Source organism: Mycolicibacterium insubricum (genome assembly GCF_010731615.1).
GTDB classification, from domain to species: domain Bacteria; phylum Actinomycetota; class Actinomycetes; order Mycobacteriales; family Mycobacteriaceae; genus Mycobacterium; species Mycobacterium insubricum.
The window spans coordinates 1,415,393-1,438,568 of the sequence record NZ_AP022618.1; the positions used below are offsets into that span (position 1 = coordinate 1,415,393).

The following is a 23,176-nucleotide window of genomic DNA, read 5'->3' on the forward strand; positions in this document are numbered from 1 at the left end:
GTGCCGCTGGGGATGTATGCCTGAGCAACTCGCACAGAACACGACGAAGACCGTCAGCGACGGTGTCTACTTCCCGCTGGGCGCGACGGTCTGCGCAGACGGGGTCAACTTCGCCGTCCGATCCCAGGCCGCGACCGCGGTCTACCTGCTGCTGTTCGACAGTCCCGACGCTCCGCCGACCGACGTCATCGAACTGACCCGTCGGGACCGGGACGTCTGGCACGTCTTCGTCGCCGGCGTGCGCGCCGGCCAGCTCTACGGCTACAAAATGTCCGGCGACTACAACCCTGCGGCCGGCCTGCGCTTCAACGACGCCAAGCTACTGCTCGATCCCTATGCCAAAGCGGTGTCCGGCAAGTTCCGCAACGTCGACAACCTGCTGCTGGCCTACGACCCCGAGGCGCCCGGGCGGGACCTGGTGCCCGACGCCCGCGACAACTGTGCCGTCGTGCCCAAAGCCATTGTGGTTGACGACATGTTCGACTGGCAGGGGACGGCGTCACCGGACCTCGATCTCGCCGAGTTGATCGTCTACGAGGTGCATGTGAAGGGCTTCACGGCGCACCACTCGTCCGGCGTCGCGCACCCGGGCACGTATCTGGGGTTCATCGAGAAGATTCCGCACCTGAAGCGCCTCGGGGTGAACGCGGTCGAGTTGCTGCCCGTCCACGAGCATTACGTCGATGATTTCCTGTGCGACAAGGGATTGACCAACTACTGGGGCTACAACTCGATCGGCTTCTTCGCCCCCGAATCCTCCTATGCGACGGGCGCGGCGCCGGGCCGTCAGGTCGACGAGTTCAAAACGCTGGTCCGTGAGCTGCACCGAGCGGGCATCAAGGTCATCCTGGACGTCGTCTACAACCACACCGGCGAAGGCAACCAGATGGGGCCGACCCTGGCGTTCCGCGGGATCGACAACCCCTCCTACTACAGCTTGACCGGACCGGCGGGCGCGCCGCAGCGCTACTACATGAACTACACGGGCTGCGGCAACAGTCTGCGGTTCGACAGCCCGGCGGTCATCCGGCTGGTGATGGATTCACTGCGGTACTGGGTCGAGGTGATGGGCGTCGACGGATTCCGCTTCGACCTGGCTGCCGTGCTCGGCCGCGACGACAACGGGACGTTCAGTCCCTCCGGCGCGTTCTTCGACGCGGCGGCCCAGGATCCCGTCCTCAACCGCCATCGCACCATCCTGATCGCCGAGCCCTGGGACACCGGGACCTATCAGTTGGGGAACTTCCCCGTCGACTGGTCGGAGTGGAACGGCAGGTTCCGCGACACCGTCCGGCGGTTCGGAAAGGGCGACGGCGCCCAGGTGGCCGACCTCGCCTCCCGAATGACCGGCTCCGCCGATCTCTACCGCGACGACGGCCGGTCGGCCTACAACAGCATCAACTTCGTCACCTGCCACGACGGATTCACCCTGCGGGACCTGGTCTCCTACAACGACAAACACAACCAGGCCAACGGCGAGAACAACCAGGACGGCTCCAACGACAACAACTCGTGGAACTGCGGCGTCGAAGGGGACACCGACGATCCTGCGGTGCTGGCGCTGCGGCGGCAACAGACGAAGAACTTCGCCTGCTACCTCCTGTTGGCGTCGGGCACCCCGATGATCCTGGGCGGCGACGAGTTCGCCCGAACCCAGGGCGGCAACAACAACGCCTACTGCCAGGACAACGAGACCAGTTGGTTCGACTGGACCCTGGTCGACAAGCACCAGGATCTGGTGGACTTCTTCGCCAAGCTGATCGCGTTCACCCAGCGGTTCCCGGTGTTGCAGCAGCGCAAGTTCTTCGCCGGCAAGGACATCTACCACGACGGCATTCCGGATCTGACCTGGTTCGGCCCCGATCTGGGTACACCGGATTGGAACAACCCGGAGCTGCGCACGCTGTGCTATCAACTCGACGCGGCCGAGGACCGCTGCAACGTCGGCGCGACGCGGCTCTACGTCATCCTCAACGCCGACTTCCAGATGCGGGACATCACCCTCCCGTCGCTGCCCGACGGCAGCGCCTGGTTCCGGGCAATCGATACGAGTCTTCCCGCGGGCCAGGATTTCTCATCCGACGGCGCGGAGGTCCCCGTCGAGCCCGCCGGCCACTATCTCGCCAACCCGCGGAGCACGGTCGTTCTGCTGGCGAGGTAGGGGAGCGGTGCACGCCGTCGCTATGTGAAACGGTGGCTATCCGCGGCCGACATCATCGGCGGATCTCTGAGCCGCTGGGGATAACCGCCCCGGGGTGAATTGCGGTTTCCCGGCCGGCGGGCAGGGTGACGACATGAGCGGACTACGGATCGCAAGCGAGGCGCTGGCTCGGGGCGAACTCACCGAATTCGGGTTGCACCGTCGGTTCCGGCGGGTGCTCCCGGGAGTATGGGCTCCGAACACCTTGGACCTCGACCTGCCCGACCGGGCCGAAGCGGCCTGGCTGTGGTCGGGCAGGCGTGGCGTGGTCGGTGGACTGGCGGCCTCGGCAATGCTCGGCGCGAAATGGGTCGACGACAACGTCCCCGTCGAGCTGTACTGGTCGAACTATCGGGCGCCCGAGGGGGTCGTCGTCCGCAAGGGTCTACTCCTTCCCGACGAAGTTCAAACGGTCCGCGGGGTACCGACGACGACCGCGCTGCGAACGGCCGTTGACCTGGCTCGGGTCGGGACCGTTGCCGAGGCGGTCGCTCGGCTCGACGCGCTGGTGCGGGCGACGCAGATCGACCCGAGCAGCATCCTTGCCGTGGCGGAACGGCATCGGAACATCCGTGGTCTAGCGCGCGTGCCGCGGGTCGTCGGTCTGGTCGACGCAGGCGCGCAATCTCCCAAGGAAAGCTGGCTGCGGTTGGTGCTCGTCGGCGGGGGATATCCGCGCCCGGGAACCCAGATACCGATACTCGGGCCGGACGGGCGGGTCCGCTACTACATCGATATGGGGTGGGAGGGTCCGAAGATCGGCGTCGAATACGACGGGCAGCAGCACCGACTCGATGACCGCCAGTATCACGGTGACATTCGCCGATCGGAATACCTCGCGAGTCTGGGGTGGCGGATCGTGCGCGTTGTGGCGGGGGACAGCCGCGCCGACGTCTTGGCCCGGGTCGCCGAGTTGTTCGCCCAGAGCTGATCGCGGCCGCTGGGTGGTGCGCGTGCGATCGGCAGTGCACAGAGCGCAGATCCAGCGCACGGGAGTGCACTCAGCCGTGGTTTTCCCGTCGGGAGTGCGCTGGGCGTGCTCAGAAGGGGGATCTGGGGCAAAACGGGCACGATGAATGCACTGTCGACGGGAAAACCACGGCTGAATGCACTCCCGAGACCGAATACCGCGCTGAGCGCACTCCCGAACGCGCTGAGCGCACTGCCGACCGCCGACTCCACGCTGAGCGCACTCCCGAACGCGCTGAGCGCACCCCCGACCGCCGACTCCACGCTGAGCGCACTCCCGGCCCACGTACACCCCGGCTCTCCCCGGTAATAGAGCCCCGCCGATACCCCACCAGCGGCAATTTGGACCATCGCCGCTTCTCCCCTAGACTCAGGGGGTTGCCGTGGGCAGACCTCGGCTGACTTCTGCGGTATCGATGTCAGCCCCGCGTGCCTTTCGGTGGCAACGACCGCGCATGTCAGGTTACAAGTGCTGCCCTTCGGGGTGGCGTTTTCTGGCGTGCAGACACACAACAGGGAGATCGAGTGATTCAGCAGGAATCGCGGTTGAAGGTCGCCGACAACACGGGCGCCAAGGAGATCTTGTGCATCCGCGTGCTCGGTGGCTCGTCGCGGCGATACGCCGGCATCGGCGACATCATCGTCGCGACGGTCAAGGACGCCATCCCGGGCGGCAACGTCAAGCGTGGTGACGTCGTGAAGGCCGTCGTCGTGCGGACCGTCAAGGAGCGTCGCCGGGCCGACGGCAGCTACATCAAGTTCGACGAGAACGCCGCCGTCATCATCAAGAACGACAACGACCCGCGCGGCACCCGCATCTTCGGGCCGGTCGGTCGTGAACTGCGCGAGAAGAAGTTCATGAAGATCGTCTCGCTGGCCCCGGAGGTTTTGTAAATGAAGGTCCACAAGGGCGACACCGTTCTGGTGATCTCCGGTAAGGACAAGGGCGCCAAGGGCAAGGTGCTGCGCGCCTACCCGACCCGCGGCCGGGTCCTCGTCGAGGGCGTCAACCGGATCAAGAAGCACACCGCCGTCTCCACCAACGAGCGCGGTGCCTCCTCCGGCGGCATCGTCACCCAGGAAGCGCCGATCGACGTGTCCAACGTGATGGTGCTCGACTCCGACGGCAAGCCCACCCGCGTCGGGTTCCGCACCGACGAAGAGACCGGCAAGCGCGTCCGCATCGCCAAGACCAACGGCAAGGACATCAAGGCATGACCACGACTGAGAAGGTTCAGCCCCGGCTGAAGCAGCGCTACCGCGAAGAGATCCGCGACGCGCTCAACACCGAGTTCAACTACCCCAACGTCATGCTCATTCCGGGCGTGACCAAGGTCGTCGTGAACATGGGCGTCGGCGACGCCGCCCGCGACGCCAAGCTGATCAACGGCGCCGTCAACGACCTCGCGCTGATCACCGGTCAGAAGCCGGAGATCCGCAAGGCCCGCAAGTCCATCGCCCAGTTCAAGCTGCGCGAGGGCATGCCGATCGGCGCCCGGGTCACCCTGCGCGGCGACCGGATGTGGGAGTTCCTGGACCGGCTGATCTCCATCTCGCTGCCGCGCATCCGCGACTTCCGCGGCCTGAGCCCCAAGCAGTTCGACGGCACCGGCAACTACACCTTCGGCCTCACCGAGCAGTCGGTGTTCCACGAGATCGACGTGGACTCCATCGACCGCCCGCGGGGCATGGACATCACCGTCGTCACCTCGGCGACGACCGACGACGAAGGGCGAGCGCTGCTGCGGGCCCTTGGCTTCCCGTTCAAGGAGAACTGAGCAGATGGCAAAGAAGGCTCTGGTCAACAAGGCCAACAAGAAGCCGAAGTTCGCGGTGCGCGGGTACACCCGCTGCAACAAGTGCGGTCGCCCGCACGCCGTCTATCGCAAGTTCGGCCTGTGCCGGATCTGCCTGCGCGAAATGGCCCACGCCGGCGAACTGCCGGGTGTGCAGAAGTCCAGCTGGTAATCCGGCTACACAGACCAACTGACCACATAGAACAGGTGCGCGGTAGGCCCCCTGGACTCATCCAGCCGGGAACCGCCGCGAGGAAGGTGACACCGCTGTCATGACAATGACGGATCCGATCGCAGACTTCTTGACGCGTCTGCGCAACGCCAACTCGGCGTTCCACGACGAGGTGACCCTGCCGCACAGCAAGATCAAGGCCAACATCGCCGAGATCCTGAAGCGCGAGGGTTACATCAGCGACTACCGGACCGAGGATGCCCGGGTCGGCAAGTCGCTGGTTGTCCAGCTCAAGTACGGCCCCAGCCGTGAACGCAGCATCGCGGGCCTGCGCCGGGTTTCCAAGCCCGGCCTGCGGGTCTACGCGAAATCCACCAATCTGCCCCGGGTGCTCGGCGGCCTGGGCGTGGCGATCATCTCCACGTCCTCGGGCCTGCTCACCGACCGCCAGGCAGCACGACAGGGCGTGGGCGGCGAAGTCCTCGCTTACGTCTGGTAGGGGAGTAGATACATGTCACGCATTGGAAAGCAGCCGGTCCCGGTTCCCGCCGGGGTCGACGTCACGATCGACGGCCAGAACGTCGCGGTCAAGGGCCCCAAGGGCGCCCTGACCCTGGATGTCGCCGCGCCGATCAGCGTCTCCCGCAACGACGACGGCGCCATCGTGGTGGCCCGTCCGGACGACCAGCGGCAGAATCGCAGCCTGCACGGGCTGTCCCGCACGCTGATCGCCAACCTGGTCACCGGGGTGACCGAGGGCTACACCACCAAGATGGAGATCTACGGCGTGGGTTACCGCGTGGTCGCCAAGGGCAAGGACCTGGAGTTCGCCTTGGGCTACAGCCACCCGGTGCTGATCACCGCCCCCGAGGGCGTCAGCTTCGCGGTGGAGACCCCCACCAAGTTCTCGATCTCCGGTATCGACAAGCAGAAGGTCGGCCAGGTCGCCGCCAACATCCGCCGGTTGCGCAAGAACGACCCGTACAAGGGCAAGGGCATCCGGTACGAGGGTGAAGTGATCCGCCGCAAGGTCGGAAAGACAGGTAAGTAACCATGGCTGCCAACACTGAAGCTAAGCCGTTCCAGCCGGTCGGCCAGAACGTCTCCGCCACCCGTCGGACCGCCCGGCTGCGTCGGCACGCCCGGCTGCGTAAGAAGGTCGCCGGCACCTCCGCGGTGCCGCGGCTGATGGTGAACCGGTCCGCCCGGCACATCCACGTGCAGCTGATCGACGACCTGACCGGCACCACCCTGGCCGCCGCCTCCTCCATCGAGGCCGACGTCCGTGGCGTCGATGGCGACAAGAAGGCGCACAGCGTCCGCGTCGGACAACTGATTGCCGAGCGCGCCAAGGCCGCCGGCATCGACTCCGTGGTCTTCGACCGCGGCGGCTACACCTACGGCGGACGGATCGCGGCCCTGGCCGATGCCGCCCGCGAAGGGGGGCTGAAGTTCTAGTGAACGAGCATTCCAACAACGGAAGGACCGCATGATGGCGGAGCAGACTACGGCCGCTGACGCCGGCGCTGCCACCACCGGCCGCAACGACGAGCGCGGTTCGGGCCGCGGGGACCGCGGCGGGCGCCGCGACGACCGTGGCGGCCGCGGCGGTCGCGACGACCGCGGTGACAAGAGCAACTACCTGGAGCGGGTCGTCACCATCAACCGCGTTTCCAAGGTCGTCAAGGGTGGTCGCCGGTTCAGCTTCACCGCGCTGGTGATCGTCGGCGACGGCAAGGGCATGGTCGGCGTCGGCTACGGCAAGGCCAAGGAAGTTCCGGCGGCCATCGCCAAGGGCGTCGAAGAGGCTCGCAAGAACTTCTTCCGGGTTCCGCTGATCGGCGGCACCATCGTGCACCCGGTGCAGGGCGAAGCCGCCGCCGGTGTCGTGATGCTGCGTCCGGCCAGCCCCGGTACCGGTGTGATCGCCGGTGGTGCGGCGCGTGCGGTGCTGGAATGCGCCGGCGTGCACGACATCCTGGCCAAGTCGCTGGGCAGTGACAACGCGATCAACGTGGTGCACGCCACGGTTGCCGCGCTGAAGCAGCTGCAGCGTCCCGAAGAGGTGGCGGCCCGTCGCGGCCTGCCGATCGAGGACGTGGCGCCGGCCGGCATGCTGCGCGCCCGTCGGGAGAGCGAAGCGCTGGCCGCCGCGGCAGCGCGTGAAGGAAATGGCTGATCATGGCTGAATTGAAGATCACCCAGGTGCGCGGCACCGTGGGGGCCCGCTGGAAGCAGCGCGAGACCCTGCGCACCCTGGGCCTGCGCAAGATCCGCCAGTCGGTGGTTCGCGAGGACAGCCCGCAGACCCGCGGCCTGATCCGCGTGGTCGACCACCTCGTGGAAGTGGAGGAGGTCCAGTGAGCGACGTCATCAAGCTGCACGACCTGAAGCCCGCCCCCGGCTCCAAGAAGGCCAAGACCCGCGTCGGTCGCGGTGAGGGCTCCAAGGGCAAGACCGCCGGTCGCGGTACCAAGGGCACCAAGGCGCGCAAGAACGTGCCGGCGGCCTTCGAGGGTGGCCAGATGCCGATCCACATGCGTCTGCCCAAGCTCAAGGGCTTCCGCAACCGGTTCCGCACCGAGTACGCCGTCGTCAACGTCGGCGACATCGCCAAGGCGTTCCCGAACGGCGGCACCCTGGGTGTCGACGATCTGGTGGGCGCGGGCCTGGTCCGCAAGAACGAACTGGTCAAGGTGCTCGGCGACGGCAAGCTGTCCGTCAAGATCGACGTCACCGCCAACAAGTTCTCCGGCAGCGCCCGGGAGGCGATCACCGCCGCCGGTGGTACCGCCACCGAGCTGTAGTCGCAGCATTTTCCGTCGCAGGGCCCCGCTTCGGCGGGGCCCTGCGACGTATCCGGCACCGGCTTGGGCCGGGATCCCTCGGTAGGCTCGGCGCCATGCTCTCCCTGCTTTCCGGGCTGCCCGGATCCCACGACCTCAAGGCATTGGCCCGCCGCGTCGACACCGCTCGCCACCACGGCATCCCGGCCGGCGTGGTGCTCGAACTCGACCTCACCCGGATGCCGGCGGAGACCGCCGGGTTCGATCCGGTGACGGCGCTCGCCTCGCTGGCCGGAGCCAAACGACCGCTGGTGCTGCGGGAGACCATCGCCGCCATCGAGCGCGCAGCCGCCGACGACCGGGTGGCGGGGTTGATCGCCCGGGTCCAGCTGGAGGCCGCGGCCCCGGGCGCGGTGCAGGAACTGCGGGCCGCGATCGCCGCGTTCAGCGCCGTCAAACCCTCGCTGGCCTGGGCCGAAAGCTACCCCGGCACGCTGTCGTACTACCTGGCGTCGGCGTTCGGTGAAGTCTGGATGCAGCCGTCGGGCACCGTCGGCCTGATCGGCTTCGCCACCAGCAAGATGTTCCTGCGCAACGCCCTGGACAAGGCCGGCATCGAGGCCGAGTTCATCACCACCGGCGAATACAAATCCGCGGCGGCGATGTTCACCGAGGACGGCTACACCCCCGCCCACCGGGAGGCCGACACCCGGCTGCTGGAGAGCGTCGCCGAACAGGTCTGGGCCGGCGTCGCCGAGAGCCGCGGCATCGACATCGCCGACCTCGACGCCCTGGCCGACCGGGCACCGATCCTGCGCGACGACGCCGTGGCCGCCAACCTGGTCGACCGGATCGGCTTCCGGGACCAGGCCTACGCCCGCATCGCCGAACTGACCGGCACCGAGGCCACCGACCCCGACGACGAGGACGCCCCGGACCGGCTGTTCCTGGCCCGCTACGCCCGGGCCGGCAAGTCCGAGCTGCCCACGCCGCCCATCCCGGGCCGCGGCGCGGGCACCACGATCGCGGTGGTCAACGTCGTCGGCCCGATCGTCAGCGGTCGCGGGGACCGCACACTGCTGCCGCTGGGGGAGAGCAGCGCCGGCGGTGACACCATCGCCGCCGCCCTGCGCACCGCGGCCGCCACCGACGGGGTGGCCGCCATCGTGCTGCGGGTGGACAGTCCCGGCGGGTCGGTCAGCGCGTCGGAAACCATCTGGCGGGAGGTGGTCCGGGCCCGCGAGCGCGGCATCCCGGTGGTCGCGTCGATGGGCGCGGTCGCCGCCTCCGGCGGCTACTACGTCTCCATGTCCGCCGACGCGATCGTCGCCAATCCGGCCACCATCACCGGATCCATCGGGGTGATCACCGGCAAACTCAACGCCCGCGACCTCAAGGACCGGCTCGGGATCGGCTCCGACGGCGTGCGCACCAACGCCAACGCCGACGCCTGGTCGCTGGACGCGCCGTTCACCGAGCAACAGCACGCCCAGATCGCCGCCGAGGCGGACCTGCTCTACGACGACTTCGTGCAGCGCGTCGCCGACGGCCGCGGTCTCGGCATCCCGGAGGTGCAGCAGGTGGCCCGCGGCCGAGTGTGGACGGGCGCCGACGCCCAGGCACGCGGCCTGGTCGACGAACTCGGCGGACTGCAGACGGCGATCCGTCGCGCCAAGGTCCTGGCCGGCCTGGATCCCGACAAGAAGGTGAAGGTCGTCGAGCTGCCGGGCGGCTCGCTGCGCGACATGCTGCGGCCCAAGGCCTCCTCGCGGCCGGCGGCCGGGCTCACCGAGCTGCTGTCGAACGCGGTCGTCGGATCGGTCACCGGCATGATCGACGGCGCCCAGCGGCAACTGACCGGAACGACGGCGCTGTGGCTGGGGCAGGCCAGGTTCTGAGCCGGCCTCAGCCGGGGGTGGTCGCGCTCACGTAGACGATCTCGCCGAGCGCATCGCCTTCGCCCGCCGGCGGGAGCGCGAGGCCGTGGCGGGTGAACAGCTCGGTCCGCGACACCCCGGTCACCTGCCAGCCCTTCTCCGACAGGTAGTCCATGACGTGGCTGCGCTGGCCGGGATAGATCAACGCCGTCATGTCCAGATCCAGGCCGTGTTCGCGCAGCACCGCCGAGGATTCGCGGGCCTTGTCCTCGTCGAAGTCGAAGATGCCCGGGACGTACTCGGTGGCCGCGGCGCTGCCCGGGGCGGACAGCGCGGTGATGGTGTCGAACAGGGCGTCCTGGGCGGCGGGCGGCAGATAGATCAGCAGCCCCTCGGCCAGCCACGCCGTCGGCGCCGACGGGTCGAACCCCGCGGCGGTCAGCGCCGCCGGCCAGTCCTCGCGCAGGTCGATGGCCACTGTCCGGCGGGTCGCCCGCGGGCCGGCGCCAAGCTCGTCGAGCACCCGTGACTTGAAGGTGATGACGTCGGGCTGGTCGATTTCGTAGACCACGGTGCCGGCCGGCCAGTCCAGCCGGTAGGCCCGGGAATCCAGGCCCGACGCGAGGATCACCACCTGGCGGATACCGGCGTCGGCGGCCGCGGTGAAGTAGTCGTCGAAGAATTTCGTCCGCACCGCCATCCCGTCGATCATCGCGCGGGCACGCTCCGGCGAGGCGTTGGGGAACGCGTCGGGGTCGATGTCGCCGTCGAGGACCTTGGTGAAGAACTCGATGCCGACCGCCCGGACCAACGGCTCGGCGAACGGGTCGTCGATCAGCGCGTCCGGCTCGCGGCTGGACAGGGCGCGGCCGAGGGCCACCATGGTCGCGGTGGCGCCCACGCTGGACGCCAGATCCCAGCTGTCGTTGTCGGTACGTGCCACGGGGCCCTCCTAGATCTTCACGGCGGTGACGGCCACCGAGTCGCTGAGCGGGACGACGGCGGGATCGGACGGGAGCGCGCGACCGTAGTCGGCGAACACCTGCGTCCGCGGGCGGGCGTGCACCTCCCAGCCGCGTTCGCGCAGAAAGTCCGACACGTGATTGCGTTCGCCCGGATAGAACAGCTCGGTGAAATCCACCACCGCGCCGTCGCCCTGCCAGGCCGCGGCGATGTTGCGGGCGCGGTCGGCCAGCGCCGCGCCGAAGTCACCGCCGTGGAACTCGGTGGCGACCCGGCTGCCCGGCGCCGACAGCGCGGTGATGTTGTCGAACAACCGGTCCTGGGCGTCGGCCGGCAGGTACATCAGCAGGCCCTCGGCGCTCCACGCCGACGGCTGGTCCAGGTCGAAACCGGCCGATCGCAGCGCCGCCGGCCAGTCGTCGCGCAGGTCCACGGCCACCGCGCGCCGCGTCGCGGTGGGGGTGGCAGCCAGTGCGGTCAGCGCGGCGTCCTTGCCGGCCAGCACCTGCTCCTGGTCGATTTCGTAGACCACGGTGCCGGCGGCCCAGGCCAGCCGGTAGGCCCGGGCGTCCAGGCCCGAGGCCAGGATCACCGCTTGGCGCACCCCGGCCGCCCCGGCGTCGAGGAAGAAGTCGTCGAAGAACTTCGTGCGCACCGCCATGGTGGCGGTCATCAGCGCGATCCCGCTGGCGGTCTGCTCGTCGGGCAGCGTCGCGGTGCCGTCGACCAGCGCGGTGAAGTAGTCGATACCGATCGCCCGGACCAGCCCGGCCGCGAACGGGTCGTTGATCAACGGGTCGGGCTCGGCGGTGGCCAGTGCCCGGGCCGCGGCCACCATCGTCGCCGTCACCCCCACGCTGGAGGCCAGGTCCCACCGGTCGTCGTCGGTCCGCGTCATCTGCCGATCCCTACCGTGTCGCCGTGATGTAGATCGGCCGGCCGGCGTTCTCGTCGCGCTCCACCGGGTCCAGCCCGTACCGGGTCAGCATGTCGTTGCCGTCGAGGACGGTGGTCTGCCAGCCCAGGCCCCCGAGATAGGCGGGCACCTCGGTGCGCGCGTCGGTGTACACCAGCTCGGAGAAGTCCAGGTCAAAACCGTGGTTGCGCCACCGCTCGGTGGACTTGAGCGCGCGTTCCCGCTGTTCGTCGGGGTCCAGCGGCACCTCCGGCGGGGAGACGGCCTCGACGGCCAGCCAGCTGCCGGGTGCGCTGAGCTCGGTGATGGCGTCGAGCAGCCGGTCCTGGGCGTCGGCGGGCAGGTACATCACCAGCCCCTCGGCGATCCACGCCGTCGGGGCGGTCGGGTCGAAGCCCGCCTCGGCGAGTGCGGCCGGCCAGTCCTGGCGCAGGTCGATGGCGATCGGGCGCAGGTCTGCGGTCGGCGTGGCGTCCAGGGAGGCCAGGGTGGCCGTCTTGAAGGCGATCACCTCGGGCTGGTCGACCTCGTAAACCACCATGTCGGCCGGCCAGTCCAGCCGCCAGCCGCGGGCGTCGAGCCCGGAGGCCAGGATGACGCCCTGGCGCACCCCGGTGGCGGCGGCGTCGGCGAAGACGCCGTCGAAGAACAGGGTCCGGGCGGCCATCGCGTCGGCGAACCGGTCGATGCCGAAGCGGCCGTCGTCGGAATCGAGCGCGTCGGCGTCGAGTTCACCGGCGGCCATCCGGCTGAAGAAGTCCACCCCGACGGCCCGGACCAGCGGCTCGGCGAACCGGTCGTCGATGACGGCCTTCGGGCTGCGGGTGGCGACTGCGCGGGCGGCGGCGACCATGGTCGCGGTGGCGCCGACGCTGGAGGCCAGGTCCCAACTGTCGTCATCGGTGCGGGCCATCGGCCACCTCGTTTCGGGGAGAACGATTATTTGGTTAGCGAATATAATCATGGTACCGGGTGCGATTGTGAAGTCGCTGTATCGGCGGTGATGGGGGACCCGCAAGCTTCAGCTGTTAGTCTCGTAGACTGTTCGGCGCCCGACTCCGACGGCATTTCAGCCGGTCGGTGTCGACGCGTGACACTGGACTATCCGATGCTGGCCAGGCCAGCCCCACCGGCATGCCGCGACCCGTTTCGGCTGCCCAGGAGGAACTGAGTGCTCTCGGCTTTCATCTCGGCGATGCGGACACCCGACCTTCGGCGCAAGATCCTGTTCACCCTCGGTGTCATCGTGCTGTACCGGGTCGGCGCGTCGCTGCCCTCGCCCGGCGTCAACACCGCCAACATCCACTACTGCCTGGAGAAGGTGTCCGACAACGGCATCTACTCGCTGATCACCCTGTTCTCCGGTGGTGCGCTGCTGCAGTTGACCGTCTTCGCGGTCGGCGTGATGCCCTACATCACCGCCAGCATCATCGTGCAGTTGCTCGTCGTGGTCATCCCGCGGTTCGAGCAGCTGCAGAAGGAGGGGCAGGCCGGCCAGGCCAAGATGACCCAGTACACCCGCTACCTGTCGATCGCGCTGGCCGTGCTGCAGGGCACCAGCATCGTCGCGCTGGCCGCCAACGGCGGGCTGCTGCAGGGCTGTGACCGCGGCACCGAGATCCTGGTCGACCACGAGATCTTCACCGTGGTGGTGATCGTCATCGTGATGACCGCGGGCGCGGCGCTGGTGATGTGGATGGGTGAGCTGATCACCGAGCGCGGCGTCGGCAACGGCATGTCGCTGCTGATCTTCGCCGGCATCGCCGCCCGCATCCCGTCCGAGGGGCAGAGCATCCTGCAGAGCCGCGGTGGGGCCACCTTCACCCTGGTCTGCGTCGCGGCGCTGATCATCATCATCGGCGTGGTGTTCGTCGAGCAGGGCCAGCGCCGCATCCCGGTGCAGTACGCCAAGCGCATGGTCGGCCGCAAGATGTACGGCGGCACCTCGACGTACCTGCCGCTGAAGGTCAACCAGGCGGGCGTCATCCCGGTCATCTTCGCGTCGTCGCTGATCTACGTGCCGGGCATGATCACCAAGCTGGTCCAGGGCGGTGACCCGAACAAGGGCGGCGGCTGGTGGGACAAGTTCGTCACCGGCCATCTGACTCAGCCGGCCGACCCGATCTACATCGCCGTCTACTTCGGCCTGATCATCTTCTTCACCTACTTCTACGTCTCCATCACGTTCAACCCCGACGAGCGGGCCGACGAGATGAAGAAGTTCGGTGGCTTCATCCCCGGTATCCGGCCGGGTAAGCCGACCGCGGACTACCTGCGGTACGTGCTCAGCCGGATCACCCTGCCCGGCTCGATCTACCTCGGTGTGATCGCGGTGCTGCCCAACCTGTTCCTGGAGATGGGCAACGGCAGCGGCGTGCAGAACCTGCCGTTCGGCGGCACGGCCGTGCTGATCATGATCGGCGTCGGTCTGGACACCGTGAAGCAGATCGAAAGCCAGCTCATGCAGCGCAACTACGAGGGTTTCCTGAAATGAGAGAGGGTTCTGCCGTGAGAATTGTTCTGCTCGGCCCGCCCGGTGCGGGCAAGGGAACCCAGGCCGAGAAGCTCGCCGAGCGCCTCGGCGTCCCGCAGATCTCCACCGGAGACCTGTTCCGGCACAACATCAGCACCGGCACCCCGCTGGGCATCGAGGCCAAGAAGTACCTCGACGCCGGCGATCTGGTCCCGGCCAGCCTGACCAACGACCTGGTCGACGACCGCCTTGATCAGGCCGACGTCGCCGACGGCTTCATCCTTGACGGCTACCCCCGGTCGGTGGCGCAGGCCGAGGCGCTGGCGGCGATGCTGGCCCGCCGCGGCCTGTCGCTGGACGCGGTGCTGGAGTTCCGGGTGCCCGAGGACGAGCTGGTCGCCCGGCTGCAGGGCCGCGGCCGCGCCGACGACACCGAGGACGTCATCCGCAACCGGTTCCGGGTGTACCGCGACGAGACGGCTCCGCTGCTCGACTACTACCGCGCCGAGCTCAAGACGGTCGACGCCGTCGGTGAGCTCGACGACGTGTTCGCCCGGGCCCTGCAGGCGCTGGGTAAATAACCCGTGGGGTTGCCCGGCCTGCGCAGCCGCAAGGTGGTGCCCCAGCGCACCCCCGGTGAGCTCGACGCCATGGCCGTCGCCGGCGCCCTGGTGGCCGCGGCGCTGGCCGCGGTGCGCGACGCCGCGGTGGCCGGGGTCTCCACCAAGGCGCTCGACGGCGTCGCCGAGTCCGTCATCCGCGACGGCGGTGGCATCCCGTCGTTCCTCGGCTACCACGGCTTCCCGGCCACCATCTGCGCGTCGGTCAACGACCGCGTCGTGCACGGCATCCCGACGGCCACCGAGATCCTCATCGACGGGGACCTGGTGTCCATCGACTGCGGCGCCATCGTCGACGGCTGGCACGGCGACTCCGCGGTCACCTTCGGGGTGGGCGAGCTCAGCGCGGACGACGCCGCCCTGAGCGAGGCCACCCGGCTGTCCCTGGAGGCCGGCATCGCCGCGATGCTGCCCGGCAACCGGCTCACCGACGTCTCGCACGCCATCGAGGGCGGCACCAAGGCCGCCGAGAAGCAGCTGGGCCGGCGCTTCGGCATCGTCGCCGGCTACGGCGGCCACGGCATCGGCCGCGAGATGCACATGGACCCGTTCCTGGCCAACGAGGGCGCCGGCGGCCGAGGGCCGCTGCTGGCTGTCGGTTCGGTGCTGGCGATCGAGCCGATGCTGACCCTGGGCACCACCAAGACCCGGGTGCTGGCCGACGACTGGACCGTGGTGACCACCGACGGCAGCCGGGCCGCACACTGGGAGCACACCGTCGCCGTCACCGCCGACGGGCCCCGGATCCTCACGATCGGGTGAAGCGGTGTCCGACAGCCCGCAGAAGCCGGACCCGATAGCCACCGCCCGCGCCAACTGGGTGCGGGCCGGCTGGGGCAATGTGGCCGACGGGATGGTCGCGGTGACCTCGGTGATGCGGGCGCACCAGATCCTGCTGGCCCGGGTGGAGACCGCGCTGCGGCCCTACGATCTGAGCTTCTCCCGTTTCGAACTGCTGCGGCTGCTGGCGTTCAGCCGGCTCGGTGCGTTGCCGATCGCGAAGGCGTCGGCGCGGCTGCAGGTGCACGTCACCAGCGTCACGCACGCCATCCGGCGGCTGGAGGCCGCCGGGCTGGTGCGCCGGGTGCCGCACCCCACCGACGGGCGGACCACGTTGGTGGAGATCACCGATCGCGGCCGGGACCTGGTCGCTGAGGCGACCGGCACCCTCAACGAAGAGGTGTTCGCCGACATCGGGATGCCCGCCGAGCAGTCACGCGCGCTGGTCGAGGCCATCGATACGCTGCGCCGTCACGCCGGGGACTACTGACACCCCGGTCGCCTGTGACCATTTTCTCAGCGGCCTGCGTAACCTAAATTACCTAGCTTGGCTTAAGATGATTCTCAGCACACGCGGCCCCGATGGCTGCAGGTGTGAGAAGGAGTTCGGTGTGGCTGCACATTGGAGTGCCGCGCGCTGGGCGATGCGGATACTGGGTACCGTCGCGCTGATCGGCGCGGCCGTGGTGATGCTCTACCCGGTGGCCGTTCCGGCCGGCCCGTTGGCCACGAGCATGTTGTCCTGCGGCACCGCGGTGTCCATCGACACCGCCGGGGCGGGCGAGCGCGCCTGCGTCTCCGCCATCGCCGATCAGCGCACGCTCGCACTCGCGCTGACCGCGATCGGCATCCTCACCCTGCTGAGCTGCGCCAGGCTGGTGCTCTCGCCGGCCACCCGGGCGCCGCAGGGCGAACCCGGGCGCCCGGACTGGGTGACGGCCTAACTGCTGAGCGCCTCGCTGGCCGCCCCTAGGCGCGGAGCGCCTCAATCACCGCGGAGAAGTCCAGGCCGGCGTGCTCGGCGGCGAAATCCGCATAGATCTGCGCGGCGTGGCTGCCCAGCGGTGCCGCCGAGCCCGTCGAGGCCACCGCCGACATGGCCAGCTGCAGATCCTTGTGCATCAATGCGGTGGCGAAGCCGGGCTTGAAATCGTTGTTGGCCGGTGAGGTCGGCACCGGCCCGGGCACCGGGCAATTCACCGCGACGGCCCAGCAGTTGCCGGTGGCGCCGGTGATCACGTCGAACAGCGACTGGGCGGACAGGCCCAGCTTCTCGGCCAGCACGAACGCCTCGCCGACGGCGATCTGCTGCACCGCCAGCACCATGTTGTTGCACACCTTGGCGGCCTGGCCGGCGCCCGCGGCGCCGCAGTGCACCACCTTGCCGGCCATCGGCTCCAGCACCGGGCGCGCGGTCGCCACGGCGTCGTCGGCACCGCCGACCATGAAGGCCAGGGTGCCGGCCACCGCGCCCTTCACGCCGCCGGAGACCGGGGCGTCGAGCTGGGCGAACCCGGCGTCGGTGGCCAGCTTGTTCACCTCGCGGGCGTCGTCGACGGCGATCGTCGAGCTGTCGATGAGCAGTGCGCCCGGTTTGGCCGACGGCAGGATCTCGTCGTAGCAGCTGCGCACCAGGGCGCCGTTGGGCAGCATGGTGATGACGACGTCGGCGCCGACGACGGCCTCGGCGCCGCCGGGGAAGGTGCTGATCCCGGCGGCCTCGGCCGCGGCGACGGCCGCCGGCACCGGGTCGAAGCCGCGCACCGTGAACCCGGCCTTGACCAGGTTGGCCGCCATCGGCCCGCCCATGTTGCCCAACCCGAGGAACGCCACCGTCGTCGCTGCCATTGCCTGCCTTTCGTCGCCTCTGCTCGTGTTCACGCCAGGTCGCGGGCGCGGGTCGCCTCGGCCCGGCCGACGACCACCCGCATGATCTCGTTGGTGCCCTCCAGGATCCGGTGCACCCGCAGATCCCGGAGGATCTTCTCGATTCCGTATTCGCGCAGGTAGCCGTAGCCCCCGTGCAGCTGCAACGCCGAATCGGCGACGTCGTAGCAGGCGTCGGTGACGTACCGCTTGGCCATCGCGCACAACTCGACCTTGTCGGGGGCGCCCGCGTCCAGCGCCGCCGCCGCGCGCCACAGCAGCAGCCGGGAGGTCTCCAGCGCGGTGGCCATATCGGCCAGGGTGAACCGGATGGTCGGTTCGTCGATCAGCGCCCCGCCGAAGGCCTGGCGGTCCCGCACATAGGCGCAGGCCCGCTCGTGCGCGGTGCGGGCACCGCCCAGCGAGCAGGCGGCGATGTTGATCCGCCCGCCGTTGAGCCCGTTCATCGCGATGCCGAACCCGGTGCCCTCGCCGTCGGGCCCGCCGAGCATGGCCGACGCCGGCACCCGGGCACCCTCGAAGATGACCTGGGCGGTCGGCTGGGCGCTCCAGCCCATCTTCGCCTCGTTGGCGCCGAAGCTGACGCCGGGCGTATCGCGGGGCAACAGGAACGTCGAGATGCCGCGCGGCCCGGGCACCCCGGTGCGGGCCATCACCACGTACAGATCCGACACCCCGGCCCCGGAGATGAACTGCTTGACCCCGTCGAGCACGTAATGCTCGCCGTGACGGACGGCGCGGGTACTGAGCCCGGCGGCGTCGGATCCGGCACCCGGCTCGGTGAGGCAGTAGCTGGCGATGGTCTCCATCGAGGCCAGTCTCGGCACCCAGTGCGCCCGCTGCTCGTCGGTGCCGTAGCTGTCCACCATCCACGCGCACATGTTGTGGATGGACAGGAACGACGCGATGGTGGGGTCGGCGGCGGCCAGCTCGGTGAAGATGCGCACCGCGTCGACGCGCCGCAGCCCCGAACCACCCACCTCCTCGGCGCAGTACACCGCCGCCATGCCGAGTTCGGCGGCCTCGCGCAGCACATCGACGGGGAAGTGTTTGGTCTCGTCCCACTCGGCGGCGAACGGGGCGATCCGCTTGGCCGCGAACGACGCGGCCGTCTCGGCGATGACCCGGTCGTCCTCGTCGAGCTCGAATGTCGCGGTCAAGGCCCCTACTTGAACGTCGGGATGACGAACTCGGCGCCATCCTTGATGCCCGACGGCCAGCGCTCGGTCACCGTCTTGACCTTGGTGTAGAACTGGATCGACGCCGTCCCGTACTGGTTGAGGTCGCCGAAGCCGGACCGCTTCCAACCGCCGAAGCTGTGGTAGGACACCGGCACCGGGATCGGCACGTTGACGCCGACCATGCCGACCTGCACGCGGGAGACGAAGTCGCGGGCGGTGTCGCCGTCGCGGGTGAACACCGCCACGCCGTTGCCGTATTCGTGCTCGCTGGGCAGGCGCAGGGCCTCCTCGTAGTCCTCGGCCCGCACGATGCACAGCACCGGGCCGAAGATCTCGTCGGTGTAGATGGACATGTCGGGCCTGACGTGGTCGAACAGGGTCGGCCCGAGGAAGAAGCCCTTGGACAGGTCGTCGTCACCGAAGGTCAGGTCGTCGCTGCCGCGCTCCCGGCCGTCGACCACCAGCTCGGCGCCCGACGAGACGCCCTCGCCGATGTAGGTCAGCACCCGCTCGCGGGCGGCGCCGGTGACCAGCGGGCCGTAGTCGGCCTTGGGGTCCAGGCTGTGGCCCACCCGCAGCGCGGTGATCCGCTCGACCAGCCGGTTGCGCAGCCGGTTCGCGGTCTCCTCGCCGACGGGCACCGCGACGGAGATCGCCATGCAGCGCTCACCGGCGCTGCCGTAGCCGGCGCCGATCAGCGCGTCGACGGCCTGGTCCAGGTCGGCGTCGGGCATCACGATCATGTGGTTCTTGGCGCCGCCGAAGCATTGGGCCCGCTTGCCGTGGGCCGCGGCGCCGGAATAGATGTACTGGGCGATGTCGGAGCTGCCGACGAAGCCGATGGCCTTGATGTCGGGGTGCTCGATGATGGCGTCGACGGCTTCCTTGTCGCCGTTGACCACCTGCAGCACGCCCGGCGGCAGACCCGCCTCGAGGAACAGTTCGGCCAGCCGCAGCGGCACCGAGGGGTCACGCTCGGAGGGCTTGAGGATCAGCGCGTTGCCGCAGGCCAGCGCCGGTCCGGCCTTCCACAGCGGGATCATCGCCGGGAAGTTGAACGGGGTGATGCCGGCGACGACGCCCAGCGGCTGGCGGATCGAGTACACGTCGATGCCGGTGCCGGCCCCCTCGGTGAACTCGCCCTTGGACAGGTGCGGGATGCCGACGGCGAACTCGATGACCTCGATGCCGCGCTGGATGTCACCGTGGCTGTCGGCGACGGTCTTGCCGTGCTCTTTGGACAGCAGTTCGGCCAGCTCGTCGACGTTGGCGTTGACCAGCTCGATGAACTTCATCAGCACCCGGGCGCGGCGTTGCGGGTTCCAGGCGGCCCAGCCCTTCTGCGCCTCGACCGCGGAGGCGACGGCGGCGTCCACGTCGGCGGCCGAGGCCAGCAGGACCTGGGCCGCAACTTCGCCGGTGCTCGGGTTGAGCACGTCGGCGGTGCGGGTGGAGGACAGGGTGGAGCGCTTGCCGTCGATGAAGTGCGGGATCTGGTTGGTCATTTTCTTCCGTCCTGGCGAGTGTGTGCCGGGCCATGTGCAGGTTACTAGGATATCCTAGTAATTTAGTGGGATGGATGGCAAGAGTTGTCGGCGAAGTTTTCAGCGAGCGGTGAATTCCGCGAGCGCGCGGGTGTTCTCCGGCGCGCCGAGCAACTCATCCAGGCAGGCATCCTCGCGTTCGAGCGCGGCACGGATCCCGGCGAGACGAGGGGCCATCATGGTCCGCTTGACCGCGAGCAGGCTCGAAAGCGGAACTCCTGCCAGTACTTCGGCGTGCCGACGGGTCTCGGCGAGCAGATCGGTTGGCTCGGATATCCGCCAGGCCAGCCCCATCGCGTGCGCCTGCGAAGCGTCGATCCACTCCGAAGACAGCAGTATCCAGGCGGCGTTCTGACGGCCGACGAGAGCCGGTAGCAGGTAGGAGGAGGCCGCCTCGGGGGCCAGCCCGAGAGCGGTGAACGGACACTTCAGCCGAGCAGTGCGGGCCATGAAGACCAGATCGGCGAACCCGAGGATCGTGGCGCCGATACCGAGCCCGACGCCATTGACGGCGCAGATCAGCGGTTTGGAGAAGTCGGTCAGAACCTCCATCAATCCGGTGAAGCCGTACCGGCCGGGCGTGAACCCGCTGCCCGAGGCGCGGGCCTGCAGCTCGTGCAAGTCGGTGCCGGCGCTGAACGCACGCCCTGACCCGGTCAGGATGACGACGGACACGGTGTCGTCGGCCGCAGCGGCGAGAAATGCCTCGGCGGTCGCGTCGTAGAGCGCTTCGTTGAACGCGTTGAGAGCTTCGGGCCGGTCCAGCGTCAACGTGCGGACGCCGTTTCGGTCATCAACGCGGATCATGCTGGGGCTCCTAGGGATGCGATCGTGCGGATGTGTTCGGGACTGCGGGCCTTCACCACCACGGTGGTGACGCCGGCGGCCGCCCAGCGGGCGACCTCAGCCCGGGCGTGGTCGATGTTGCCGACGATCGCGGCGTCGTCGACCAGTTCGTCGGGGATGACGGTGGCGGCTTCGTCCTTGCGGCCGGAGCGGAACAGCCGGGTGACGTCGTCGACCACCTCGGCGTAACCCATCCGGCGGTACACGTCGGCGTGGAAATTGGTGTCCTCGGCACCCATGCCACCCATGTAGAGCGCCAAGAAGGGTTTGATGGCGGCCAGCACCGCGGGCCGGTCGTCGGTGACCACCACCTGCGCGGTCGCGCAGATCTCGAAGTCGGCGCGGCTGCGCCGGGCGCCCGGGCGGGCGAAGCCCTCGTCGAGCCATTCGTTGTACATCGGTGCCAGCCGCGGGGAGTAGAAGATCGGCAGCCAGCCGTCGGCGATCTCGGCGGTCATCGCGATGTTCTTCGGCCCCTCCGCACCCAGCATGACCGGGATGTCGGCGCGGAGTGGGTGGGTGATCGGCTTGAGTGGTTTGCCCAGGCCGGTGGCGCCCTCGCCGGTCAGCGGCAGCGGATAGTGCGGGCCGTCGCTGGTCACCGCGGCCTGCCGCGCCCACACCTGGCGCAGAATGGAAATGTATTCGCGGGTCCGGGCCAGCGGCTGGCCGAATTTCGCGCCGTACCAGCCCTCCACCACCTGCGGCCCGGACACGCCCAGGCCCAGGATGTGCCGGCCACCGCTGAGGTGATCCAGGGTCAGGGCCGCCATTGCGCAGGCGGTCGGGGTGCGCGCGGACAGCTGCACCACCGAGGTGCCCAGCCGCAGCCGGGTGGTCTCCCGACCCCACCAGGCCAGCGGGGTGTAGGCGTCCGAACCCCACGCCTCGGCGGTGAAGACGGCATCGAAACCGGCGGCCTCGGCCGCGGCCACCAGTTCACCGTGATTGGTCGGCGGCTGCGCGCCCCAATAACCCAGCTGCAAAGCGAATTTCATGGATCTCCTAGCCGGTGGTGATCGATGGTTCAGTACGATCGGGGCAGGCCGAGGCTGTGCTGGGCGACGTAGTTGAGGATCATTTCCCGGCTGACCGGGGCGATCTGCAGGAGTCGGGCCAGGCCCCACTGCGGAAGTAGGCCGTATTCCTGCGAGATGCCGTTGCCGCCGTGCAGCTGAATCGCGCTGTCGACCGCGGCCACCGCGGCCTCGGCGGCGAAATACTTGGCGATATTGGAGGCTTCGCCCGCGGGTCGGCCCTGATCGTAGAGCCAGGCCGCCCGGGCGGTGGCCAGCGCGGCGAGATCGACGTCGATCTTCGCCTTCGCCAGCGGATGGGAGATCCCTTGGTGGGCACCGATTGCGGCTCCCCAGACCGTACGGGTGCGCGCGTATGCCGCACCTTGATCGATGGCGTGTCGGCCGACGCCGACGCACACCGCGGCACCGGTGATCCGCTCGGGATTGAGTCCGTCGAACACCTGGCGAAACCCCTCGTCTTTGGTTCCGACCAGACTCTCCGCCGGTACCCGGACATTGTCGAAATGCAGGGTGTATTGCTTTTCGGGCAGGCTGATGCCAACTGGCAGGCGGTGTTTGACCAGCCCGGGGGCATCGGTGGGTACCAGAAACAGCGACAACCGCTCTTCTCCGGTGCGGGTGACCACGATCAGTGCGTCGGCTTCGTCGACACCGGAGATGTAGTACTTGGTGCCGGTGATCAGGAAGTCGCTCCCGTCGGCGGTGGCGGTCGTGGTGATCCGGCGTGTGTTGGAGCCCGCGTCTGGCTCGGTGATGGCGAACACCACCTTGGTCTGTCCTGCCGCCATCCGGGGTAGCCAATGGGCCCGCTGCTGGGGACTGCCGTAGCGGGCCAGTAGCTCCCCGGATATGGCACTGGACACCAGCATCAGCAGCAGTGGGCACCCGCGAGCAGCCGTTTCCTCGCAGACGATGGCGAGTTCGGCCATCCCGGCGCCGCCACCGCCGTACTCCTCGGGGAAGTTGATTCCGATGAACCCGTGCTGGGCCAGCTCCAACCACAGCTCGGTGGTGGGCTGGTACGCGACGGCTCGTTTTGCGTAGTAACCCGGCCCGTATTTGTCGGTGACCGCGGCGACGGCTGCGCGCAGATCGTGATGCTCGGGAGATTCTGAGAAGTCCATCG

The 23,176-nt window shown here is 68.9% G+C and carries 27 protein-coding genes; 18 read left to right on the forward strand and 9 right to left on the reverse strand.

Features of this window, described 5'->3' with window-relative positions; genetic code table 11:
- Positions 1-16: 16 nt before the first annotated feature.
- The 13 genes from glgX to sppA all read left to right on the forward strand — a co-directional run bounded on the left by glgX (position 17) and on the right by sppA (position 9,821).
- Positions 17-2,161, forward strand: coding sequence for a glycogen debranching protein GlgX (gene glgX, locus G6N16_RS06760; RefSeq protein WP_083031306.1), 2,145 nt, complete (start codon positions 17-19; stop codon positions 2,159-2,161).
- Between the two features lie 244 nt (positions 2,162-2,405).
- Positions 2,406-3,131: a type IV toxin-antitoxin system AbiEi family antitoxin gene (locus G6N16_RS06765; protein WP_234805865.1), complete on the forward strand. Its 726-nt coding sequence runs from the start codon at positions 2,406-2,408 to the stop codon at positions 3,129-3,131.
- Positions 3,132-3,694: 563 nt separating this feature from the next.
- Positions 3,695-4,063 (forward strand): 50S ribosomal protein L14, encoded by a 369-nt coding sequence (gene rplN, locus G6N16_RS06770; RefSeq protein WP_018601827.1) that lies wholly within the window; start codon positions 3,695-3,697, stop codon positions 4,061-4,063.
- Positions 4,064-4,387 carry a 50S ribosomal protein L24 gene (gene rplX / locus G6N16_RS06775; RefSeq protein ID WP_083031304.1) on the forward strand — a complete coding sequence of 108 codons (324 nt, stop codon included), beginning with the start codon at positions 4,064-4,066 and terminating at the stop codon, positions 4,385-4,387.
- Entirely contained in the window at positions 4,384-4,947 is a 564-nt protein-coding gene (rplE, locus tag G6N16_RS06780; RefSeq protein WP_083031303.1) for a 50S ribosomal protein L5, read from the forward strand. The genes rplX and rplE overlap by 4 nt, the downstream gene beginning before the upstream one ends.
- Positions 4,948-4,951: 4 nt before the next feature.
- A complete protein-coding gene (locus G6N16_RS06785; RefSeq protein WP_083031301.1) occupies positions 4,952-5,137 on the forward strand; it encodes a type Z 30S ribosomal protein S14 in 186 nt (61 codons plus the stop codon).
- Between the two features lie 100 nt (positions 5,138-5,237).
- Entirely contained in the window at positions 5,238-5,636 is a 399-nt protein-coding gene (gene rpsH / locus G6N16_RS06790) for a 30S ribosomal protein S8 (protein WP_083031299.1), read from the forward strand.
- A 12-nt stretch (positions 5,637-5,648) separates the two neighbouring features.
- Entirely contained in the window at positions 5,649-6,188 is a 540-nt protein-coding gene (gene rplF, locus G6N16_RS06795; protein WP_083031298.1) for a 50S ribosomal protein L6, read from the forward strand.
- 2 nt (positions 6,189-6,190) lie between these two features.
- Positions 6,191-6,595: a 50S ribosomal protein L18 gene (gene rplR, locus G6N16_RS06800; protein WP_083031296.1), complete on the forward strand. Its 405-nt coding sequence runs from the start codon at positions 6,191-6,193 to the stop codon at positions 6,593-6,595.
- 34 nt (positions 6,596-6,629) lie between these two features.
- Positions 6,630-7,316 carry a 30S ribosomal protein S5 gene (gene rpsE, locus G6N16_RS06805; protein ID WP_179961185.1) on the forward strand — a complete coding sequence of 229 codons (687 nt, stop codon included), beginning with the start codon at positions 6,630-6,632 and terminating at the stop codon, positions 7,314-7,316.
- Positions 7,317-7,318: 2 nt separating this feature from the next.
- A complete protein-coding gene (gene rpmD / locus G6N16_RS06810; RefSeq protein WP_083031293.1) occupies positions 7,319-7,501 on the forward strand; it encodes a 50S ribosomal protein L30 in 183 nt (60 codons plus the stop codon).
- Positions 7,498-7,944, forward strand: coding sequence for a 50S ribosomal protein L15 (gene rplO / locus G6N16_RS06815; protein WP_083031292.1), 447 nt, complete (start codon positions 7,498-7,500; stop codon positions 7,942-7,944). The genes rpmD and rplO overlap by 4 nt, the downstream gene beginning before the upstream one ends.
- A gap of 95 nt (positions 7,945-8,039) precedes the next feature.
- Positions 8,040-9,821: a signal peptide peptidase SppA gene (gene sppA / locus G6N16_RS06820; protein ID WP_083031290.1), complete on the forward strand. Its 1,782-nt coding sequence runs from the start codon at positions 8,040-8,042 to the stop codon at positions 9,819-9,821.
- A 7-nt stretch (positions 9,822-9,828) separates the two neighbouring features.
- On the opposite strand, the gene G6N16_RS06825 is transcribed toward sppA, so the two are convergent.
- Genes G6N16_RS06825 through G6N16_RS06835 form a run of 3 tightly spaced genes read right to left on the reverse strand, consistent with a single transcriptional unit; the run spans position 9,829 to position 12,592 of the window.
- A complete protein-coding gene (locus tag G6N16_RS06825; protein WP_083031289.1) occupies positions 9,829-10,743 on the reverse strand; it encodes a class I SAM-dependent methyltransferase in 915 nt (304 codons plus the stop codon).
- A gap of 9 nt (positions 10,744-10,752) precedes the next feature.
- Positions 10,753-11,661, reverse strand: a complete 909-nt coding sequence (locus G6N16_RS06830; protein WP_083031287.1) for an SAM-dependent methyltransferase — start codon at positions 11,659-11,661, stop codon at positions 10,753-10,755.
- A 10-nt stretch (positions 11,662-11,671) separates the two neighbouring features.
- Positions 11,672-12,592 (reverse strand): SAM-dependent methyltransferase, encoded by a 921-nt coding sequence (locus tag G6N16_RS06835; RefSeq protein ID WP_083031286.1) that lies wholly within the window; start codon positions 12,590-12,592, stop codon positions 11,672-11,674.
- Positions 12,593-12,850: 258 nt separating this feature from the next.
- Here G6N16_RS06835 and secY point away from each other — a divergent pair, with 258 nt between their 5' ends.
- The 5 genes from secY to G6N16_RS06860 all read left to right on the forward strand — a co-directional run bounded on the left by secY (position 12,851) and on the right by G6N16_RS06860 (position 16,496).
- Complete coding sequence (secY, locus tag G6N16_RS06840) at positions 12,851-14,173, forward strand: preprotein translocase subunit SecY (RefSeq protein WP_083031285.1); 1,323 nt, start codon at positions 12,851-12,853, stop codon at positions 14,171-14,173.
- A 14-nt stretch (positions 14,174-14,187) separates the two neighbouring features.
- Positions 14,188-14,733, forward strand: coding sequence for an adenylate kinase (locus G6N16_RS06845; RefSeq protein WP_083031284.1), 546 nt, complete (start codon positions 14,188-14,190; stop codon positions 14,731-14,733).
- 3 nt (positions 14,734-14,736) lie between these two features.
- Entirely contained in the window at positions 14,737-15,534 is a 798-nt protein-coding gene (map, locus tag G6N16_RS06850; protein ID WP_163787808.1) for a type I methionyl aminopeptidase, read from the forward strand.
- 4 nt (positions 15,535-15,538) lie between these two features.
- Positions 15,539-16,042: a MarR family winged helix-turn-helix transcriptional regulator gene (locus G6N16_RS06855; RefSeq protein WP_083033932.1), complete on the forward strand. Its 504-nt coding sequence runs from the start codon at positions 15,539-15,541 to the stop codon at positions 16,040-16,042.
- A 121-nt stretch (positions 16,043-16,163) separates the two neighbouring features.
- Positions 16,164-16,496 (forward strand): hypothetical protein, encoded by a 333-nt coding sequence (locus G6N16_RS06860; RefSeq protein ID WP_133053033.1) that lies wholly within the window; start codon positions 16,164-16,166, stop codon positions 16,494-16,496.
- A gap of 25 nt (positions 16,497-16,521) precedes the next feature.
- Here the strand turns inward: G6N16_RS06860 and mmsB are convergent, their stop codons facing one another.
- The 6 genes from mmsB to G6N16_RS06890 all read right to left on the reverse strand — a co-directional run bounded on the left by mmsB (position 16,522) and on the right by G6N16_RS06890 (position 23,174).
- Positions 16,522-17,400 carry a 3-hydroxyisobutyrate dehydrogenase gene (gene mmsB / locus G6N16_RS06865; RefSeq protein ID WP_083033930.1) on the reverse strand — a complete coding sequence of 293 codons (879 nt, stop codon included), beginning with the start codon at positions 17,398-17,400 and terminating at the stop codon, positions 16,522-16,524.
- 29 nt (positions 17,401-17,429) lie between these two features.
- Positions 17,430-18,599, reverse strand: a complete 1,170-nt coding sequence (locus tag G6N16_RS06870) for an acyl-CoA dehydrogenase family protein (RefSeq protein WP_083033929.1) — start codon at positions 18,597-18,599, stop codon at positions 17,430-17,432.
- Between the two features lie 5 nt (positions 18,600-18,604).
- Positions 18,605-20,125 carry a CoA-acylating methylmalonate-semialdehyde dehydrogenase gene (locus tag G6N16_RS06875; RefSeq protein ID WP_083033928.1) on the reverse strand — a complete coding sequence of 507 codons (1,521 nt, stop codon included), beginning with the start codon at positions 20,123-20,125 and terminating at the stop codon, positions 18,605-18,607.
- Positions 20,126-20,224: 99 nt separating this feature from the next.
- Positions 20,225-20,971: an enoyl-CoA hydratase/isomerase family protein gene (locus G6N16_RS06880; protein WP_083033927.1), complete on the reverse strand. Its 747-nt coding sequence runs from the start codon at positions 20,969-20,971 to the stop codon at positions 20,225-20,227.
- Positions 20,968-22,008, reverse strand: coding sequence for an LLM class F420-dependent oxidoreductase (locus G6N16_RS06885; RefSeq protein WP_163787809.1), 1,041 nt, complete (start codon positions 22,006-22,008; stop codon positions 20,968-20,970). The genes G6N16_RS06880 and G6N16_RS06885 overlap by 4 nt, the downstream gene beginning before the upstream one ends.
- A gap of 29 nt (positions 22,009-22,037) precedes the next feature.
- On the reverse strand, positions 22,038-23,174 hold the full coding sequence (locus G6N16_RS06890) for an acyl-CoA dehydrogenase family protein (RefSeq protein WP_083032389.1): 1,137 nt from the start codon (positions 23,172-23,174) through the stop codon (positions 22,038-22,040).
- Positions 23,175-23,176: the final 2 nt, after the last annotated feature.